Here is a 23,082-nt window from a genome sequence, read left to right as displayed (position 1 = left end):
ACAAGGAGTAAATAATGGCAGAGTTTGATATACAAGCATATAAAAGTGCAAAAATAAACCAAATAATCATAAAGGAACTTCCTTGAAAACATTCAAAGAGCTTGCATTAACTATGTTAGCAGCTACAGTTTTAGTATTAGGTTATAACTTTTATACTTCACTAAACACAACTAAGATATCAGTTCATACTGATATGAATTTATCAAATCACCCAGAACTAAAAGGCATTGTATTTCAAGAAGAGTTAGATAGAATAGGATTTGAAAGTTGGGATATAGATGAGTTTGAAAAATATCCTGAAAAAAACCAAACTCTAAAACCATTAAGACAGTATCTAAAAGATAAAGACACAAACAAGGTATTAAACTTTTTAAAAGATAATAACTTAAGTGTAGATGTAAGACTTCAATACAATACAACACCACTAATGTATTCAAGCTTTTACAATGATTTAAATACTTCAAAAGAGCTTATAAAGCTTGGTGCTAACATAAGAGCAAAAGATAGATACTCTTTAGCTCCACTAGCCTATGCTATATCACATAACTCTATAGATGTAGTAAAATTATTAATTGATAATGGAGTTAAATTTGAAGAGGTTCCTAGGGTGCAAGGGTATTTAATCTCTCCAGAGTATAAAGGGAGCATAGGTTCAATAATTATAGATAAAGATACTTTAACTATTAACTATGATTTATATATTGGTGAAAAGTATTATAGCACTAGAAACAACTCAGAAACAGGTGAACCTTTTAAAGATTATTGGAGTGGGAAAGTTAATCTATTTTACTATGTAGTAAGAAGAAATTTTATAGAGATAGCTAAACTAATTTTAGAGAGTGGTTATAAGCCTGATTGTAAATTTGATAACACCCTAGGTAAGAATTGTTTTAAAGAGCTTACCAAGATGCCAAACTACGAACCAATGTTAGAGTTAATGCTAGAACATAATGTATCAGGACAACCTAATGAAGAAGAGCTTAAAAAGGCTTATGATCATTGCCTATTTCTACATGAGCATGGATGGAATGAAAAAGAACTAAACAAAGATGAAAAACTATTTTTTGATGATTTACATATTAAATTTTTAAATAAAACTTGTAGTGATAGAAATTCAACATTTAAAAATACTAAAGAGTATATTAAATTTAAAAATCAAAATACTCTAATGATTGAATTAACAAATATAGGTGCTGATGAATTTGAAAGAAATTTGAGTAAAAAAATAAATAAAAATAAAAAAGTAATCTATAAAAACCAAACAGATACAATCTATAATAAAATAAATCATATAGAGCATAAACTAAAAAACAAGGAGTAAAAAGTGGCTAAATTTGACAGAGCTAAATTTTGGGAAGAGTTTAAAAAAGCCTCTTTTATACTAACTACTACTTTACTCCTAACTCTACTTTTTACAGGTTGTGATAATAATAAATCAAAAGCAGACTTTGTAATCACAAGTGATACAAATGTTTCAAAAGTTCCAGGATTATCTAAATATGTAACACAAGAAGAGGTAGATAGCTTTGCATTTAGATATTGGGGTATAGATAGTAACTATACAAAAGATATTAAACCAAATTTAATACCATTAAGAAACTTACTAAAACAAAAAGATACAAAAAAGGTATTATCTTATATAAAAGATAATAACCTAAGTATAGATATAACTATACAAGATGGAACAACACCTTTAATGTATTCAAGTTTTTATAATGATTTAAACACTTCAAAAGAACTTATAAAACTAGGTGCTAATATAAGAGCAAAAGATAGTTATAAACTCTCACCTTTAGCTTATGCAGTTGAAAACAACTCAACCCTAACAGCTAAATTACTACTTGATAGTGGAGTTAAATTTGATGAACTAGGGTATATACAACAATATATAAATTCACCACTTTATGGAGAAATTATAAATATAATAGTTGATGGAGATAATATCGAAATAATCTATGAAAACAATTGGATAAAAAACATAGATGCTAAATATCCATCTGATGCATTTATTTATATAGTATCAAGAAATTATATAGAACTAGCTAAGATGGTATTAGAAAGTGGATACAAGCCACAAAGATTAAAAGAGTATCCAAGCGGTATATCAGAACTATATATAGATGATAACTCATCTATATACTACTCAGTATATTCAAGGCTTGACAATATCCCAAACCATGAACCAATGCTAGATTTACTACTTAAATATAATGTTTATGGAAATGAGCTTACAAAAGAACAACTTAAAAAGGCTTATGATAGATGTTATAAAAATTATATTGATTTTTTAAAAACAGAAAAAGAGTTTAAAAGTGGAAAAATAACATTGAGCATGGATCCAAAACTGAGTTTATATAGAACAATTAAGTATCATAAAAAACATTGTTCTGACAACAATTCAACATTTAAAGGCATAAAAGAACTTTTAGCTTGGGCTAATGATTATGAAAAAAATTATAATATTTCTGGTTTTTTAAGAGCAAATATAGACAACCCAGAAAAAGTAATCTATAAAAATAGTAATAATAAAATTAATAATAAAACAACTAACAAGGAGTAACTAATGCCAACAAATGATGATTTTAACCAAAGTTTGAAAAATGAACTTATAGAAAAACACACAGATAAACTAACAAATGATATAGTTAAGTCTTTAGGGGATAAAATAAATGAAGACCCAGAAGGTATAACTTCTACTATAAGAGGAAGTATTCATTTTTTAGTAGAACAACTTGTAAATGTATCAAGTGGATATAGTAAAGCCGAAAAAGAGTTGGAAAAACTAGCTCTTAAGAAATTTGGATTTTATTTATCTATAGGTTATGCTGTTGTGGATTCAGTTTTGGCTCCAGCAAAGCTATATACTTATAATATAAGCCATGATGGTTCAAGTCTTGCAGAAGGAAATAATGACTTATATCCTGTTATAGATAAACGCTATTGGGCTTTATTTAGCAAATGGTATTGAGGCAATAACTCTAGGAATGTCTTCTTTACTAGTAGGCGATATTTCTAGTAATCATAATATAGTAATAGAATATAAAGACAAAATTACAAATGAGCTTAAAGAGAGAAAATATATATTATATAAATTTACAAATTACTATGATGGAATTTCTAATGATATAATCTCAGATATAAAAAATCTAGCATTAGATAGAGTTATAGTTGGTAGTGATAAAGGGGAAGATAAAAAGGCAGATATAGTATTTTATAAAAAATATACTGTTGATAACTCAAAAAACACCTTTGAACTAAGAAATGGAAGTGGAGATGAAGTTTTAATACCATTTTTAGCTAGGATAGACTTTCCTTATAAAAACAAAGAGGCTCATATAGCTTTTTCTAAAGGTAAGAATGCTGAAAAAATTATAGTTAACTATTATGCAAATTTTGGGGCTAATGCAAGTAGAGTTTTAAGTGATATAAGATTGTCAGGAAAAGGTAATGATATTAATGCAATGCGAGAAGCTGCTAAATATTCTTTGCAATATTTAAAAGGATATGCTACTGAAAAACATAGAGAAGCAACCGAATATCAAAATTTAGATATCTACTCAGATAGGCATAAAAATGCTAGAGTTGAGTTTTTTACTAAATTTGTAAAAGAACAAGCAAAAAATCAAAGAGAATTTAGCTCCCCGATACACTATGTAGATATAAATCATGGAAAGACATTAAGTGCGGGTTCGCTAACTCAAGGTAGCATAGGAAATCAGGAATTTAACTCAGTAAATGTCTTTGTTAACGGCTCTTATACACAACAACTTCCAACTAAGAATTTAAGCATTTTTGGATATTCTGACAACGATACTATAAACGCTGGAATAAAAAATATAAGCTCTATAATCGGAGAGTATTCCAACAATGTTTATGTAGAAGGTGGCTTAGGAAGCGATACTATAACAACAGGCTCTGGTAATGATACTATCTATACCAATGCTGCTATAAAAGATGAATTTGATAAAGAAAAGGAAAACACAACCAATACAGTAAATGCAGGAGATGGAAATAATACAATTAATGGTTCTAAAGCTAAAGACATTGTAACTACTGGAAAAGATAATGACACTATAGTTACAAAAGCTGGTGATGATACTATAGAAGATAATGGAGGTATTAACTATATCTACGCTGGAGCTGGAAGTGATACCATTAAGATAACTAATAGCAAAGAGTCTTTTATCTATACTAGTAAAGATAGTAAAAATGGAGAAGATAAAGATAAAGAAGAAGATACTAATACTGTTATCTTAAATTCTGGTAAAAACAATGTTTATGGTGGCAAAGGTAAGGAAAATATAACTATAGAAGATGGTAAAAACTTTGTTAATACTTCTAATGGTGAAAGCACTATAGAGATTAAAGGTGGTAAAAATCAAATTATAGGTGGTAAAGACAAAGATACTATAAACATAAGTGGTGGAACAAACACTTTAACACTAGGCAATGGAGAAGATGAAGTAACTGCTACAGGCGGAGATAATACTATACATGCAGGAGAAGGTGCAGATACTATAAAAACTGCAGGTGGAAAAGATAAATATTATAAAAATGTTGCTTAAGCTAGGCAATATCTTTATGATATTTAAATTAAAAATTTTTGAAATTAAATATCATGTTTTAAAAACATATAAGTTTTATTTAGATAATATTTTATTGTTAGTTTAATATGTTAAATTTGAATAGTAAAACATTATTTTATAAGAAATAATAGATATTAAAACCTTAAAACAATAAGGAGCAAGTTATGCTAAGTTTTAAAACAACCTATAAAAGCATAAACTTACTTATACAAATACACTACTTAATCAATCAAACAGATAAAACCATACAAACTAAGCTTACACACCAAACCAATAAACCAAACAAAAAGAAACTTATATGACATTTAATAAACCAAATAACAAGGAGTAAAAATGCCAAGTTTTAAAGCAAGCTATAAAAGTGCAAAGATAAACCAAATAATCATAAAGGAATTCCTTTGAAATTCACTAAACTATCTAAACCAAACCAAATAACATTTAAAACATTCTTTTTAACTACTTCATTGTTTTTAATAACTCTACTTTTTACAGGTTGTGATAATAATAAATCATCTTACACTATAACTCAAGATACAAATGTTTCAAAAGTTCCAGGACTAAGTAAATATGTAACCCAAGAAGAGGTAGATAGTTTTTCATTTAGATATTGGGATATAGATGATGAAAGAGAATATAGAGATGAAAATAAAACTTTAACTACTTTAAGACACTATTTAAAACAAAAAGATACAAACAAAGTATTAAATTTCCTAAAAGAGCATAACTTAAGTGTAGATACTAAGTTTTTACATAGACTAACACCTTTAATGTATTCAAGTTTTTATAATGATTTAAACACTTCAAAAGAGTTAATTAAACTTGGTGCTAATATAAGAGCAAAAGATAGATATAAACTAAGCCCTTTAGCTTATGCAGTTGAAAACAACTCAACTCTAACAGCTAAACTGCTACTTGATAGTGGGGTTAAATTTGATGAGTTAACACAGATACAATACTATTTAAAACCACCTTTTTATAGAAGTATGAAAAATATAATAGTTGATGGAGATGATATTACTATTATATATAAAGGTAAATGGAATACAGATGAGCATTCTAAAGATGAAACAGAGCCATTTGAGTATATAGTAGTTTGTAATTTTGTAGAATTAGCTAGGATAGTATTAGAAAGTGGATATGTTCCAAAAAGATTAGAATATCCAGAGACTATACAAGGTATATCCGAAGGTCATAGTAGAAATTTAGATATAGAGTTTTCTGTTTTTTCAAGACTAGATGACATCCCAAACCATGAACAAATGCTAGATTTACTACTTAAATACAATGTCTATGGTGGAGAGCTTACAAAAGAGCAACTTAAAATGGCTTATGATAGATGTTATAAATGGTATTATGACAAATGTTTTATAGATGATAATATGAAATGTGATGTATATAAATTTTATGAAGAAGAATTTGCATTAGAATATAATCATAAAATGTTTAGAGCCTATTGTTCTACTAAAAATTCAACTTTTAAAGATATAAAAGAATTTTTTAGATATGCAAATGAAGATGTTAAATATACAAATATATCTTCATTCTTTAGTGCTAGCCCTAAAAGTGTATACATAAAAGATAAGAATATGACATTGGAAGAATTAAGAATTCATCAGTACAAAAACACAAAAGATGAAAAAACTAAAAAACATATTGAAACATATTTTTTAAAAAATTATAAAAATATAAATAAATCAACTAACAAGGAGTAACTAATGGCAGAGTTTGATATACAAGCATATAAAAATGCAAAGATAAATGTAGTTGTAGATATAATAAAAACAAAAAATGAGGTAATGGATGGAGATGTGGCAGGAGCCATAGAATCAGCTGTTGATTTGATAGAAGATATGTTAGATAGTGCATTAGAGGGGGTAAAAGATAAAAATGAAGCAGATAGAGCATTAAAAAATCTTGGCAAAAAATCTTTGGGGTTTATGTTTAAAGGTTCAATTTTTGCTATAGATAATATATTTGGTCAGCTTAATTTATCTGACACAAAACCTAATGATACTGGTTCAAGTATAGAAGGTATAGATAAAGATGATGATAAGAATTTATATAGAGTAGTAGATAAAAATGAATTGGTATATTTTTTTAAAAATGCCACTGGATTTGTTGTCGATGCAGCTATAGGTGTATTTGGCGGTGTGGCTGGAAAAGTGTCAAGTTTGTTTTTTAGTGCTAAAGATATGTTTGTTAAAAACCACCTAATAGAGATAAATTACTTTGATAAAAAAACAGATATTTTAAAAGAGAAAAAATTTGTAGTTTATAATGCTGGGGATTATGAGAGTATACTATCTAGTAATTGGAGTAAAATAAACTCATATATGAATGATAGCAATATAGATAGAGTAATACTAGCAAGAGATAAAAATGATGCTGAGATTGTCTTTTATAAAAACTATGATAAAGATAATACATCATATTTAAACACATTTGAATTTAGAAGTTATGATGGTGAAAAGGGAAGTTTAATTCCTTTTTTAAAAAGGATTGATTACCCAAATGATAGCAAAGAAGAGCTTCATGTTGTTTTTGGCAAAGGTGATGCACACAAAGTTTTAGTTAACTACTTTGGAAATTTTGGAAATAATGCCAGTAGGGTTTTAGATGATGTAGATTATAGTGGTAAAATCCAAGAAAAAATAATGATAAAAGAAGCTGCTAAATATGCTCTAAAAAATTTAAAAGGCTATGTGCTTGCAGACCATAAACATGAGACAGAGTATGATAATATAAAATTTTACTCAGATAGACATTTAAACACAAGAAAAGAGTTTTTAAAAATGTCTCTTTTAAAAGAGATGGGCGAGAGAGATTATACAAATGCAAATTCTCCTTATTATCTTGATACTAAATCTAATAAAATGGTTGGAAAATCTACTGCAAATTCAGGTGGATTGTTTGAAATAAATAGAGATGCAAATATATTTGTTAGTGGTAACTATACTCTTGACCAAAGTATAAGGTATGGTAATAAAGTAGACATAAATGTTTTTGGTTATTCTAATAACGATAGTATAAATATCAAATCTTCTAATAATGTTTATGTAGAAGGTGGCTTAGGAAGCGATACTATAACAACAGGTTCTGGAAATGATACTATATATACCAATGCTGATATAAAAGATAAATTTGATGAAGAAAAGGAAAACACAACCAATACAGTAAATGCAGGAGATGGAAATAATACAATTAATGGTTCTAAAGCTAAAGACATTGTAACTACTGGAAAAGATAATGACACTATAGTTACAAAAGCTGGTGATGATACTATAGAAGATAATGGAGGTATTAACTATATCTACGCTGGAGCTGGAAGTGATACCATTAAGATAACTAATAGCAAAGAGTCTTTTATCTATACTAGTAAAGATAGTAAAAATGGAGAAGATAAAGATAAAGAAGAAGATACTAATACTGTTATCTTAAATTCTGGTAAAAACAATGTTTATGGTGGCAAAGGTAAGGAAAATATAACTATAGAAGATGGTAAAAACTTTGTTAATACTTCTAATGGTGAAAGCACTATAGAGATTAAAGGTGGTAAAAACCAAATTATAGGTGGTAAAGATAAAGACACCATAACCATAAGTGGTGGAACAAACACTTTGATTTTAGGTAATGGAGAAGATGAAGTAACTGCTACAGGCGGAGATAATACTATACATGCAGGAGAAGGTGCAGATACTATAAAAACTGCAGGTGGAAAAGATAAATATTATAAAAATGTTGCTTAAGCTAGGCAATATCTTTATGATATTTAAATTAAAAATTTTTGAAATTAAATATCATGTTTTAAAAACATATAAGTTTTATTTAGATAATATTTTATTGTTAGTTTAATATGTTAAATTTGAATAGTAAAACATTATTTTATAAGAAATAATAGATATTAAAACCTTAAAACAATAAGGAGCAAGTTATGCTAAGTTTTAAAACAACCTATAAAAGCATAAACTTACTTATACAAATACACTACTTAATCAATCAAACAGATAAAACCATACAAACTAAGCTTACACACCAAACCAATAAACCAAACAAAAAGAAACTTATATGACATTTAATAAACCAAATAACAAGGAGTAAAAATGCCAAGTTTTAAAGCAAGCTATAAAAGTGCAAAGATAAACCAAATAATCATAAAGGAATTCCTTTGAAATTCACTAAACTATCTAAACCAAACCAAATAACATTTAAAACATTCTTTTTAACTACTTCATTGTTTTTAATAACTCTACTTTTTACAGGTTGTGATAATAATAAATCATCTTACACTATAACTCAAGATACAAATGTTTCAAAAGTTCCAGGACTAAGTAAATATGTAACCCAAGAAGAGGTAGATAGTTTTTCATTTAGATATTGGGATATAGATGATGAAAGAGAATATAGAGATGAAAATAAAACTTTAACTACTTTAAGACACTATTTAAAACAAAAAGATACAAACAAAGTATTAAATTTCTTAAAAGAGCATAACTTAAGTGTAGATACTAAGTTTTTACATAGACTAACACCTTTAATGTATTCAAGCTTTTATAATGATTTAAACACTTCAAAAGAGTTAATTAAACTTGGTGCTAATATAAGAGCAAAAGATAGATATAAACTAAGCCCTTTAGCTTATGCAGTTGAAAACAACTCAACCCTAACAGCTAAACTACTACTTGATAGTGGGGTTAAATTTGATGAGTTAATCAAAATTCAATCTTATTTAAAACCACCATATTATAACTTAATTGAAAAAATTATAGTTGATGGAGATGATATTGCTATCATATACAAAGGTAAATGGAATACAGATGAGCATTCTAAAGATGAAACTGAACCATTTGGATATTTAGTGTCTAGAAACTATATAGAACTAGCTAAGATAGTTTTAGAGAGTGGGTATATCCCACAAAGATTAGAGCGTAAAAGTGGTATACAAGGTTTACATAGAATTGAAGAAGATTTACCAATAAGACATTCAGTATATGCTATTTTAGATAACATCCCAAACCATGAACAAATGCTAGATTTACTACTTAAATATAATGTTTATGGTGGAGAGCTTACAAAAGAGCAACTTAAAATGGCTTATGATAGATGTTATAAATGGTATTATGACAAATGTTTTATAGATGATAATATGAAATGTGATGTATATAAATTTTATGAAGAAGAATTTGCATTAGAATATAATCATAAAATGTTTAGAGCCTATTGTTCTACTAAAAATTCAACTTTTAAAGATATAAAAGAATTTTTTAGATATGCAAATGAAGATGTTAAATATACAAATATATCTTCATTCTTTAGTGCTAGCCCTAAAAGTGTATACATAAAAGATAAGAATATGACATTGGAAGAATTAAGAATTCATCAGTACAAAAACACAAAAGATGAAAAAACTAAAAAACATATTGAAACATATTTTTTAAAAAATTATAAAAATATAAATAAATCAACTAACAAGGAGTAACTAATGGCAGAGTTTGATATACAAGCATATAAAAATGCAAAGATAAATGTAGTTGTAGATATAATAAAAACAAAAAATGAGGTAATGGATGGAGATGTGGCAGGAGCCATAGAATCAGCTGTTGATTTGATAGAAGATATGTTAGATAGTGCATTAGAGGGGGTAAAAGATAAAAATGAAGCAGATAGAGCATTAAAAAATCTTGGCAAAAAATCTTTGGGGTTTATGTTTAAAGGTTCAATTTTTGCTATAGATAATATATTTGGTCAGCTTAATTTATCTGACACAAAACCTAATGATACTGGTTCAAGTATAGAAGGTATAGATAAAGATGATGATAAGAATTTATATAGAGTAGTAGATAAAAATGAATTGGTATATTTTTTTAAAAATGCCACTGGATTTGTTGTCGATGCAGCTATAGGTGTATTTGGCGGTGTGGCTGGAAAAGTGTCAAGTTTGTTTTTTAGTGCTAAAGATATGTTTGTTAAAAACCACCTAATAGAGATAAATTACTTTGATAAAAAAACAGATATTTTAAAAGAGAAAAAATTTGTAGTTTATAATGCTGGGGATTATGAGAGTATACTATCTAGTAATTGGAGTAAAATAAACTCATATATGAATGATAGCAATATAGATAGAGTAATACTAGCAAGAGATAAAAATGATGCTGAGATTGTCTTTTATAAAAACTATGATAAAGATAATACATCATATTTAAACACATTTGAATTTAGAAGTTATGATGGTGAAAAGGGAAGTTTAATTCCTTTTTTAAAAAGGATTGATTACCCAAATGATAGCAAAGAAGAGCTTCATGTTGTTTTTGGCAAAGGTGATGCACACAAAGTTTTAGTTAACTACTTTGGAAATTTTGGAAATAATGCCAGTAGGGTTTTAGATGATGTAGATTATAGTGGTAAAATCCAAGAAAAAATAATGATAAAAGAAGCTGCTAAATATGCTCTAAAAAATTTAAAAGGCTATGTGCTTGCAGACCATAAACATGAGACAGAGTATGATAATATAAAATTTTACTCAGATAGACATTTAAACACAAGAAAAGAGTTTTTAAAAATGTCTCTTTTAAAAGAGATGGGCGAGAGAGATTATACAAATGCAAATTCTCCTTATTATCTTGATACTAAATCTAATAAAATGGTTGGAAAATCTACTGCAAATTCAGGTGGATTGTTTGAAATAAATAGAGATGCAAATATATTTGTTAGTGGTAACTATACTCTTGACCAAAGTATAAGGTATGGTAATAAAGTAGACATAAATGTTTTTGGTTATTCTAATAACGATAGTATAAATATCAAATCTTCTAATAATGTTTATGTAGAAGGTGGCTTAGGAAGCGATACTATAACAACAGGTTCTGGAAATGATACTATATATACCAATGCTGATATAAAAGATAAATTTGATGAAGAAAAGGAAAACACAACCAATACAGTAAATGCAGGAGATGGAAATAATACAATTAATGGTTCTAAAGCTAAAGACATTGTAACTACTGGAAAAGATAATGACACTATAGTTACAAAAGCTGGTGATGATACTATAGAAGATAATGGAGGTATTAACTATATCTACGCTGGAGCTGGAAGTGATACCATTAAGATAACTAATAGCAAAGAGTCTTTTATCTATACTAGTAAAGATAGTAAAAATGGAGAAGATAAAGATAAAGAAGAAGATACTAATACTGTTATCTTAAATTCTGGTAAAAACAATGTTTATGGTGGCAAAGGTAAGGAAAATATAACTATAGAAGATGGTAAAAACTTTGTTAATACTTCTAATGGTGAAAGCACTATAGAGATTAAAGGTGGTAAAAACCAAATTATAGGTGGTAAAGACAAAGATACTATAAACATAAGTGGTGGAACAAACACTTTAACACTAGGCAATGGAGAAGATGAAGTAAATGCTACAGGCGGAGATAATACTATACATGCAGGAGAAGGTGCAGATACTATAAAAACTGCAGGTGGAAAAGATATATTGTTTGGTGGAAATGATAAAGATGCTGATAGATTAGAAGGTGGAGATGGATACGATGAGTATCATGTAAGTGCTAATGATATAGTTATGGACTCTGATGGAAAAGGTAAAGTTTGGTTTAAAACTTATAACCCTTTAAGCGGTGGAGATGAGACTGAGGTTGGCTCTAAAGTATATAAAGGTGGCGGTTATACATATAAGTTAAGTGGAGATAAGTTAGATGTAACATATGATGAAACTAAAGAGAGTATAACTATAGAAAACTTTAAGAAAGATTCTAGAAAACCTCATTTAAATATAAAATTAACTGATAGAAAAGAGCTTACATTTAACATATCTAATGATAGTACTTCTGAAGGTGATGGAGTAGAAAAAACTATGAAGTTTAAAGTTACTCTAAATGAAAAGCTAGACTATGGTGAATATGTTATATTAAATGTAAATGGGCAAAGGTTGCTTTTTGGAACACTGCCAAAAGATAGCAATATAAACAAAAAGAATTTAAAAACAGATGGTATATATGAATATAAATTTACAGGAGATAAGGAAAAAAATGAAGATTCTAAATTTGAAGTAAGTGGTTCTGTGGAAGCAGTTTCTGAAAATATAATAGTTAAAGATATAAAACCCGGAAAAGGAACTATATATGATGATGACAAAAAACCAGATGATCCAGATCCAGAAGATGAGGCATCACCATTAGTAATTGATCTTAACAAGGATGGAATTTCAACCACTCCATTATATGATTCTGCTTTTTTTGATTTAGATGGTAATGGTTTTAAAGAACAAACTGGTTGGGTAGATTCAAACGATGCTTTTTTGGCTGTTGATAAAAATGGTAATGGCATTATAGATAATGGAAATGAGTTATTTGGAAACCATACTATTGAAGATAATAACTACTCTTATATAGATAGAAAAAGAGTTAATGGATTTGAAGTTTTAAAAGCCTATGATTCAAATAATGATGGAGTTATAAATGCTTTAGATAAAGACTTTGATAAGCTACTTTTATGGCAAGATAAAAATAGTGATGGTATAAGCAGTAAAGATGAACTAACAAAACTAACAGATAGCTCTATTAGCTCCATTGACCTTAATTATAAAAATGTTCATATAGATAACAATTCAAACACTATAAAACAGACTTCAAAAGTAACATTTTATGATGGAACAAAATCTGATATAGCAGATGTTTGGTTTAAAGTAAATACAAGAAATAGCATTGATAATATATCTGTAGAGATACCTGAGCATTTAAAACAACTGCCCGATATAGAAGGAGATGGTCTTCTTAGGGATCTTCTACCATCAGCAGCACTAAATAAAAATATAGATAAAGCTTTAGTTGATTATGTAAATTTAGATAAAAATAAACGCAAAGAAAATATTGATAGTTTAATATTTAAATGGGCTAATGTGGATAGTATAAACCCTAGAAGCAGAGGCTACTATGTGGATGCTAGAAAATTAGCTGTTTATGAAAAACTTATGGGTAGACCATTTTTACAACTAGGAACCAATAGAAACCCAAGAGAAAATGCTTCTAGAATAATAGAATCTAAATATCAAAGATTTACAAACTATGTATATGCTAGTTTAGAATTGAATATATTATATAAAGATGTTATTGATACAGAGTATATGAAATTTGACAATCAAAGCAAAAGATTATCTTATGATTTTACCAAATACAATGAATTAATAAAAGAGCTTTACATAAAAAATGATCTTGAAAGTATAGGACATTTAGTATCGTTAGTTAATATGGTTGCAAACTATAAACCAATTTTCAAACAACAACTAAATTCTAACAATATTAATTCTTTTAGAGACAACAAGGAGATTTTGGCATTAACTTTGAGTAGATATCAAAAAGCCTCTAATAATGGAAGCAAACTGTATGGAACAGATGAAATGGATTTTTTACAAAGTGCTTCTGGAAATGATACATTAGAGGGCGGAAAAGGCAACGATATTTATAGCTTTGATTCTGGGTTTGGAAACGATGTTATATTTGATATCTCTGGTGATGATACAATAGTATTTGGAAAAGGAATTTCTTCAAGAGATGTTCTTTTTGAAAGAAACTTATCTGATATTAAATTAATAATTCCAAATGAAGGTTCAGTTGTTGTAAAAAACTTTTTTGATATAACTGGAAAAAGTGGTAATGGCGTTATAGAAAATATTGAGTTTTATGGGGGAGAAAAACTTAATTTAGATGACATATTACATCTTGCACCAATCAAAGCAACCAGTGAGCCAGATAATTTATACTTAACTAATAGCGATGATAAATTTAATGCATTGGATGGTGATGATACTATTTATGGCGGTGATGGAGATGATGAAATTTTTGGTGGTAATGGTGATGACACTCTATATGGCGATGATGGCAACGACACTCTAATAGGTGGAGCTGGAGATGACACTCTTCAAGGCGGTATGGGAAGTGATACTTATGTCTTTGGTAGGAACTTTGGAAAAGACACTATAATAAACTTTAATCCAGATAATAGCATAGATACTATCTTATTTACTGAAGACATTAATAAAGATGATTTGGTTATTAAGCAAAGTAAAAATGATCTAATAATAACTTTAAAAGATGATAAAGATGGTTTAAAAAACTCAATTACAGTAGTAGACTTCTTTACAAAAACTCCATCTAATGAACTTCATAACATAGTTAATCAAATCAAATTTAGTAATGGTGAAATTCTAAGTTTAAATGAGATTATAAAACTTAGCATGTTAAATGCTGATGATAGTGATAATACACTAACAGCACTAAGCGATGATAGCTATACTATAGATGCAAAAGGTGGTAATGATACCATTACAACTCTTGGGGGTAATGATACCTTAATAGGCGGAAAAGGAGATGATGTCTTAAGTGGTGGATTAGGTAATGATACTTATATATTTGGTAAAGGCTTTGGAAAAGATACTATAATAAACTTTAATCCAAATCATAGATATATAGATATAGTTAAATTTACTGATGGTATTAAAAAAGAGGATTTAACCTTTAGTATTGAAGATAATGATTTAATTATCTTACTTGATAAAGATAATTATATAACTATAAAAGAGTATTATAAAACAGACTATAATGGCATTTATAATAACACAATATCAAAGATAGAGTTTGATAATGATATATCTATGAATATAGAAGATATAAATAGAGCCATTATAGATAATAAACTTTCAACCACAATAAAAACTGCAACAAGCAATAAATCATTTAATATAGATAAATCTTTAAACACAGATAATCTAGTAATTACTACTTCAAGTGGAGACGACACTATAAAAGCAGGAAGTGGTAATGACACCATAAACTCAGGTGCTGGAAATGATACTATAGATGGTGGAGCTGGTGATGACACTATAAAAGCAGGAGATGGAAATGATACTATCATAGGCGGAGCTGGTGATGACCATTTAGAAGGTGGAGCTGGTAATGATACATATATATTTGGTAAAAACTTTGGAAAAGATACAATAGTAAACTATAAATCAAACCAAGGTGATATAGATATAATTAAATTTACTGATGGTATAACTAAAGATGATTTAGTATTTAAACAAGATAATCTTAATCTAATAATATCTTTAAAAGATGATAATCAAAACACTATAACCATAAAAGACTTCTATAACCTAGGCTATAGAAATGAAGCTAGATTTATAATAGATAGTATTAAATTTGATGATAACTCAACTCTTAGTTTAAAAGAGATAAATGAGTTAGCTCTTTTAAATGCAAATAGCATAGTTTCAGTTACAACAGATGATAGCTATAAAATAGAGTTAAGCAATAGCTCTTCAAACTCAACCATTACAACTCTTGGTGGAGACGACATTATAGATGGTGGAACTGGTGATGACATTATAAACTCAGGTGCTGGAAATGATACTATAGATGGTGGAGCTGGTGATGACACTATAAAAGCAGGAGATGGAAATGATACTATCATAGGCGGAGCTGGTGATGACCATTTAGAAGGTGGAGCTGGTAATGATACATATATATTTGGTAAAAACTTTGGAAAAGATACAATAGTAAACTATAAATCAAACCAAGGTGATATAGATATAATTAAATTTACTGATGGTATAACTAAAGATGATTTAGTATTTAAACAAGATAATCTTAATCTAATAATATCTTTAAAAGATGATAATCAAAACACTATAACCATAAAAGACTTTTATAAATTAGATAATAATAACTTAGCACTAAATGTTATAGATAAAGTTGTATTTAGTGATGGTAAAACTCTTAGCTTAAAAGAGATAAATGAGTTAGCTCTTTTAAATAGTGATGATAGTAGTAACTTCTTAAGTGTTGTTACAAATGATAACTATACAGTTAATGCAAAAGGTGGAAATGATACTATAACAACTCTTGGTGGAGACGACATTATAGATGGTGGAACTGGTGATGACACCATAAACTCAGGTGCTGGTAATGATACTATAAATGGTGGAAGTGGTAATGATGAAATCTATGGTGAGAGCGGAAATGATACTATCATAGGTGGATTAGGTAATGATAGTTTAGAAGGTGGTGCTGGAAATGATATCTATATATTTGATAGAAACTTTGGAAAAGATACAATAGTAAACTATAAATCAAACCAAGGTGATATAGATATAATTAAATTTACTGATGGTATAACTAAAGAAGATTTAATATTTAAACAAGATAATCTTAATCTAATAATATCTTTAAAAGATGATAATCAAAACACTATAACCATAAAAGACTTTTATAAATTAGATAATAATAACTTAGCACTAAATGTTATAGATAGAGTTGTATTTAGTGATGGTAAAACTCTTAGTTTAAAAGAGATAAATGAGTTAGCTCTTTTAAATAGTGATGATAGTAGTAACTTCTTAAGTGTTGTTACAAATGATAACTATACAGTTAATGCAAAAGGTGGAAATGATACTATAACAACTCTTGGTGGCAATGACATTATAGATGGTGGAACTGGTGATGACACCATAAACTCAGGTGCTGGTAATGATACCATCAATGGTGGAGAAGGTAATGATAAAATTTATGGTGAAAGTGGAGATGATATAATCAATGGTGGAGCTGGTGATGATGTATTAGTTGGTGGTGCTGGTGATGATACATATGAGTTTGATGATAACTTTGGAGAAGACATTATTATTAATAAAAAAGATAGATTTAGCAAAGACATCATTAAATTTAATGGTAATATTAAAGATGTATCTTTCTTCCAAGATAAATATGATCTTAAGATACACTCCAACACAAATTCTATAACCATAAAAGACTTTTATAAATTAGATAATAATAACTTAGCACTAAATGTTATAGATAGAGTTGTATTTAGTGATGGTAAAACTCTTAGTTTAAAAGAGATAAATGAGTTAGCTCTTTTAAATAGTGATGATAGCAGTAACTTTTTAAGTGTTGTTACAAATGATAACTATGCAGTTAATGCAAAAGGTGGAAATGATACTATAACAACTCTTGGTGGTAATGACATTATAGATGGTGGAAGTGGTAATGACACCATAAACTCAGGTGCTGGTAATGATACCATCAATAGTGGAGAAGGTAATGATAAAATTTATGGTGAAAGTGGAGATGATATAATCAATGGTGGAGCTGGTGATGATGTATTAGTTGGTGGAGCTGGTAATGATATATATGAGTTTAGTGATAACTTTGGAAATGATACTATTATTAATAAAAAAGATAGTATAAATGATATAGATATAATTAAATTTAATGGAACAATTTCACCAAAAGATCTAAGCTTCCAAAAAGTCAATAATGATCTTTTTATATATAAAGCAGATAGAAGTGGTAGTATAAAAGTAGTAGATTTTTATAAAGATAGATCTCATATGATAGATAGTATAGAATTTACTAGCACAGGCAAGAGTATATCTGTTGATGAGATTATATCTTTAAGCACTATGAGAACCACAGAATTTGATGATAATGTTAGTGCAACACTAAAGTTTAACTATACAATAGATGCTCTTAGTGGAGATGATATAGTAACAACTCTTGATGGAGATGATACTATATATGGAGGAGCTGGCAATGATATCATAAACTCAGGCACTGGTAATGATACTTTAGATGGCGGTGAAGGCAATGATGTTTTAATCTCAGGATTAGGAGATAATACATTTATATTTAGTAAAGGCATTGATACTATATATAATACAAATCTAAGAAAAAGTATTATGAAATTTGATTATAATTCAGCTGAGTTTGAATATATCTATAATGACTCAACAAAAGATTTAATAGTTAAGTATGATGATAGTAAAACAACTATTAAAAACTTTGGAAACATAGACAATGTTATAGATGAGTTTGTATTTAAAGATATAACTTTAAGTAAAAGTGATGTTATTAAAAAAGCTTTAATAGCATCTGGCAATGTTGATACTATAACTATGTTAGATAATACTACTTACAATGCTGGATTTGGCGATGATATATATGTAGTTTCTAAACCTGGTATTAAAGTTATAATAAATGATGAGTTTGAGCTTTATGGTGTTAAAAAAGAGGATTTTAATAATAGTTTAAAATTTAACATAGATGCCAATAAAGATAGTTTAGAATACAAGTTTAATGATAGTGATTTAATTATTAACATTAAAGATGATAAAGATACATCTATTACTATAAAAGAGTTCTTAAAATATAAAGATACAAATTTCTTAGATATGAAAACACCTATTACTAAGGTAGTATTTAAAGATGGCGAAGTAATAGATATAAAAGAACATATTAATAGTAAATTTAAACCTACAATCAACACTACAGCACTAAGCTTAAATGAAGATGAGCCATTAAGTAGTAAATTAGAAGTTACAAACCCAAGTAACTCAGAGCTTACTTATGAGATAGTAAATAACTCAGACAATGGTAGCTTTACACTAAATACAGATGGAACATACTCTTATAATCCAAATAAAGATTATAACGGTAAAGACTCTATTACTATTAAAGTTACAAATGAGTATGGTCAAAGTGACACTAAAACTATATCTTTAAATATAGCTTCTATAAATGATGCACCTGTGTTTGGTGAGAATGAAACTAGCTTTAATCTAAAAGATATTAAAGAGATATCAAATACATTAGTAGCAACTGATATAGATAGTAGCTCATTAGAGTTTAAAGTACAAACTCAAGGAAAAAATGGAAGTCTTAGCATAGATAGTAATGGTAATTGGAAGTATATGCCTAATAAAGGTTATCTAGGAAAAGATAGTGTAGTAGTAAAAGTTATTGATGATGGAGGATTAAGTGATACAATAACTCTAAACTTTAATGTAGATGCAACACCACCTACGTTCAACACTACAACACTAAACTTAAATGAAGATGAACCATTAAGTAGTAAATTAGAAGTTATAAATCCAAGTAACTCAGAACTTACTTATGAGATAGTAAGTAGTTCAAACAATGGTAGCTTTACACTAAATACAGATGGAACATACTCTTATAATCCAAATAAAGATTATAATGGTAAAGACTCTATTACTATTAAAGTTACAAATGAGTATGGTCAAAGTGACACTAAAGAGATTATTATAGATGTTAAGGCTGTTAATGATGCACCTAGCTTTACATCAACTAATACAGACTTTAAGCTATTTAATGAGTTAAACTTTAGTTCTACTTTAACTGCAAAAGATGTTGATGATGATACACTATTCTTTACTATAGAAAACAGTCCTAAATTTGGCAAGTTTATAGTAGATAATAGTGGTAACTTTACCTATACTCCAAATAAAGGTTATTTAGGAAATGATAGTGTAGTAGTTAAAGTAAGTGATAGTGAGGGATTAAATGACACTATAACTTTAAACTTTAATATAGATGCATCAAGTCCTGTTATAAAAACTACTACTATAAGTTTAGATGAAGATAATACTATATTAGAAAGTCTTGATGTTGAAAACCTTTCAAATACTAAGCTTACTTATGAGATAATAAGTAGTTCTGTAAATGGTAATAGCTTAATAGATGAGAGTGGAAATCTTAGCTTTACACCAAATCTTAACTACAATGGTAGAGATAGTATTACTATTAAAGTTACAAATGAGTATGGTCAAAGTGACACTAAAACTATATCTTTAAATATAGCTTCTATAAATGATGCACCTGTATTTGGTGAGAATGAAACTATATATGATATTAAAAATACAAATACCTTAGTTTCAAACTTAAATGCATTTGATGTAGATGGTGATAATTTAACATATAAAATAATATCTAACCCAAAGAATGCAACTTTAACTATAGATAAAAATGGAGAGTTTACATATGTAGTCAATGATAACTATAAAGGCAAAGATAGTTTTATAGTAGAGGTAAGTGATGGAGAATTTAGTGCTACTAAAGAGATTAAGCTAAATATATTTGGATATATCCTTGAGGAAAACACAGATATAGTTATAGATGATTTAAGTAAGATATCAAATGAATTAAATCTAGCAAATTCTGATATCTCAAATATAGAGTTTATTAAAGACAATAACACTCTTGTTATAAAAGATAGTTCTATAAATGCAAAAGTGTCTATAAAAGATTACTTTATAAAAAATAGCCATATAGATACTATAAATTTTAAAGATAATTCCAAACTAGATATATTAAATACCAATCTAGTTACTCCTAGTAAAGAGTGGTATCAAATACATTTCACTGCTAAATTAAATGAAAAAGGTATTGCATTCTCAGATATAGAAAATGCAAGAATATATGGCTCTAATGATAGTGATACTATTATAAATACCAATATAAATAGCATTATAAAATCATATAATGGAGATGATACCATTATATCTGTAGCTAGTGATACAACTATATATTCAGGAGATGGCAATGACTTTATAATAGCTGGCATTAACAATATAGTTTATGGGGAGAATGGAGATGATACACTAGTAGCTAATGGAGAGAGTGTTAATTTAATAGGTGGCAATGGAAATGATACATATATAGTAGATGCAAACTCTAATAATACTATTATAAAAGACAAAGAACTTATAAACGCCATTGATGGTGGCAATGATAAACTTATACTAAAAAGTGTTAAAAAAGAGGATGTAATATTTTTTAGTAAAGATGGTATATTTAATAAAGACTTAGTTATAGAATATAATGATAAAAAGACAACTATACTAAATCAATCAAACAAATACTCTGCAATTGAAACCATAGAGCTAGAAAGTGGAGAGTTTATATCAAACACTCAAATAAATAAAGTTATAGAACAGTTAAACTCTTATGCAGAAAATAACGGATTAACAAATATAACTCATAGTGATATAAAAAATAACCAAGATATGATGCAAATTGTTATGAGTGGGTGGGGGAGTTAAAAGTATTTTATATCTAATACATTATTAACCATAAACACCAAACTTTAATTAGTTTGGTGTTTGTATAATAAATTTTATACAACTATTAAAAACTTTTTCATAATCTTTATTTTACAATTATAAAGTTTTAGTATTGTGCATTAAAGCATACTCTTTAACACTATATATTACTTATATACCCATATCAAACCCACTATCTACTCTTGTTTGTTTTATATCTTTTATTTCATTTAGTTTATACCTTCCGATTCTTTTAATAACTTCTCTTGATAGTTGTTTAATTGTGCCAATTGTTCTTGCAAAGATAGAATCTGATTTTGTGAATTCTCTTGTAAGATTGATTGTTTTTTCAATATGCTCATACAATTTATTAACTGAGTTTGCAAGTCTTGTTGCGATTGTTTGGAATTGTTTAGTTCCTTCTTTAAATTCTCTAGCTCTTGCTGATAACTCACCAGTTCTTTGTGTAGATTCTCTTGCATTATTTGAGAATTTTCTAACTCTTTCAATAGAGTGTTTAATAGTTCTATTTTCTCTTTCTCTTGCTTCTCTTTTATCTCTAATTCTTTTAATAATTCTTCTTCTAATAATGTCATCATTTATCCTTTTACTTAATATTTTATATTTAGTGTTTATCTTTTTCCATGTATATTTTTCTTTATATATGTTTCCATTCTGCAATTTATCTGTTTTAGGTTTTTGTTTTCCCAGTAATTTATCATACTCCAAGTTAATGATATTATTATAATCATTAATAATATTATTGATACTATATAATATATGTCTATCTTTCTTTCTTTTTCTTGAAGCTTGCTCTTTAAGCCAGATATTTCTTGTTTGCATCTCTTTATCAAATTTTGCCTTGAGTCTGTTAAGCTCCTCATCTCTTCTTGATAGTTCTTGTTTGAATCTAATAATTCTAAATTCTTTGTTTGTTTTATTTGTATAGTACTTTTTAAAGATGAAACTTCTTTGTTTAAAGCTTGAATCTGGGTTTCTTGTGATAGTATTTTCTGCTTCAACTCTTGCTTCTTTAAACTCTCTTGCTCTTTCTTCTGCTTTAACTCTAAGTTGCTCCAAGCTCTCAATGCTTGTAAATTCTTCATTGAACATGTCCCCCTTAAATCTTCTAGCTTTTTTACTATTTGAGAGTTTAATTGATATATAATCTTTTCCCGCTCTTGTTACTTTTATATTGCTACCATTTAGTGCTTTTAATATATCATCTCTACAACTAAACTCACTATTTGTAAATTTAGCTGTAAGTATCTTTTCAAGTTCTGTATATTTTTTTACTAATCCTATATCTTTTCTAGAGCCTTGTAAAATGTGAGCTTTTTGGGGATCTTTTGGATCAGAAAAGTTAAATCTTAAATTGATATAGTTTTGCCAGGCATCTAGAAGATAAAGGTCTTTTTTATGATAATAAGGATTAAAGGCTAAATTAGATATTAAATCTATTTTGGGGATAGTAAAATTAAGCTCTAGCCTTCCTTTATCAGTATGTTCAACCCACAATATGTTGTACCTATTTTTATAATTACCAAATAATAATCTTTCAAATTCATCTATTATTATTTGTTTATTCTT

At 27.8% G+C, this 23,082-nt stretch carries 11 protein-coding genes; 10 read left to right on the top strand and 1 reads right to left on the bottom strand.

Annotated features, from left to right (window positions below; genetic code table 11):
• Nucleotides 1–82 precede the first annotated feature (82 nt).
• From CBLAS_RS07095 to CBLAS_RS09600, 10 genes are all read left to right on the top strand, one after another.
• Nucleotides 83–1,321: an ankyrin repeat domain-containing protein gene (locus CBLAS_RS07095; RefSeq protein ID WP_133169636.1), complete on the top strand. Its 1,239-nt coding sequence runs from the start codon at nucleotides 83–85 to the stop codon at nucleotides 1,319–1,321.
• Nucleotides 1,322–1,324: 3 nt separating this feature from the next.
• Nucleotides 1,325–2,560: an ankyrin repeat domain-containing protein gene (locus tag CBLAS_RS07090; protein ID WP_172658201.1), complete on the top strand. Its 1,236-nt coding sequence runs from the start codon at nucleotides 1,325–1,327 to the stop codon at nucleotides 2,558–2,560.
• A 3-nt stretch (nucleotides 2,561–2,563) separates the two neighbouring features.
• Nucleotides 2,564–2,968, top strand: a complete 405-nt coding sequence (locus CBLAS_RS07085) for a hypothetical protein (protein ID WP_106872940.1) — start codon at nucleotides 2,564–2,566, stop codon at nucleotides 2,966–2,968.
• Nucleotides 2,969–2,984: 16 nt separating this feature from the next.
• Entirely contained in the window at nucleotides 2,985–4,565 is a 1,581-nt protein-coding gene (locus CBLAS_RS07080) for a calcium-binding protein (RefSeq protein ID WP_172658200.1), read from the top strand.
• Between the two features lie 185 nt (nucleotides 4,566–4,750).
• Nucleotides 4,751–4,888 (top strand): hypothetical protein, encoded by a 138-nt coding sequence (locus CBLAS_RS07075; RefSeq protein ID WP_157940043.1) that lies wholly within the window; start codon nucleotides 4,751–4,753, stop codon nucleotides 4,886–4,888.
• A 96-nt stretch (nucleotides 4,889–4,984) separates the two neighbouring features.
• Nucleotides 4,985–6,298, top strand: a complete 1,314-nt coding sequence (locus CBLAS_RS07070; RefSeq protein ID WP_106905680.1) for an ankyrin repeat domain-containing protein — start codon at nucleotides 4,985–4,987, stop codon at nucleotides 6,296–6,298.
• A 3-nt stretch (nucleotides 6,299–6,301) separates the two neighbouring features.
• On the top strand, nucleotides 6,302–8,332 hold the full coding sequence (locus tag CBLAS_RS07065; RefSeq protein WP_172658199.1) for a calcium-binding protein: 2,031 nt from the start codon (nucleotides 6,302–6,304) through the stop codon (nucleotides 8,330–8,332).
• 185 nt (nucleotides 8,333–8,517) lie between these two features.
• Nucleotides 8,518–8,655, top strand: coding sequence for a hypothetical protein (locus tag CBLAS_RS07060; RefSeq protein ID WP_157940043.1), 138 nt, complete (start codon nucleotides 8,518–8,520; stop codon nucleotides 8,653–8,655).
• Nucleotides 8,656–8,751: 96 nt separating this feature from the next.
• Nucleotides 8,752–10,062: an ankyrin repeat domain-containing protein gene (locus tag CBLAS_RS07055; RefSeq protein WP_172658198.1), complete on the top strand. Its 1,311-nt coding sequence runs from the start codon at nucleotides 8,752–8,754 to the stop codon at nucleotides 10,060–10,062.
• A gap of 3 nt (nucleotides 10,063–10,065) precedes the next feature.
• Entirely contained in the window at nucleotides 10,066–21,492 is an 11,427-nt protein-coding gene (locus tag CBLAS_RS09600; protein ID WP_172658197.1) for a tandem-95 repeat protein, read from the top strand.
• Between the two features lie 171 nt (nucleotides 21,493–21,663).
• Here CBLAS_RS09600 and CBLAS_RS07045 read toward each other — a convergent pair whose 3' ends face one another.
• Entirely contained in the window at nucleotides 21,664–23,010 is a 1,347-nt protein-coding gene (locus CBLAS_RS07045) for a relaxase family protein (RefSeq protein ID WP_420912999.1), read from the bottom strand.
• Nucleotides 23,011–23,082: the final 72 nt, after the last annotated feature.

The organism is Campylobacter blaseri, assembly GCF_013201895.1.
GTDB lineage: Bacteria > Campylobacterota > Campylobacteria > Campylobacterales > Campylobacteraceae > Campylobacter_B > Campylobacter_B blaseri.
Note: the sequence above shows the minus strand (reverse complement) of the source record. Positions and strands in the feature narration are given on the sequence as shown.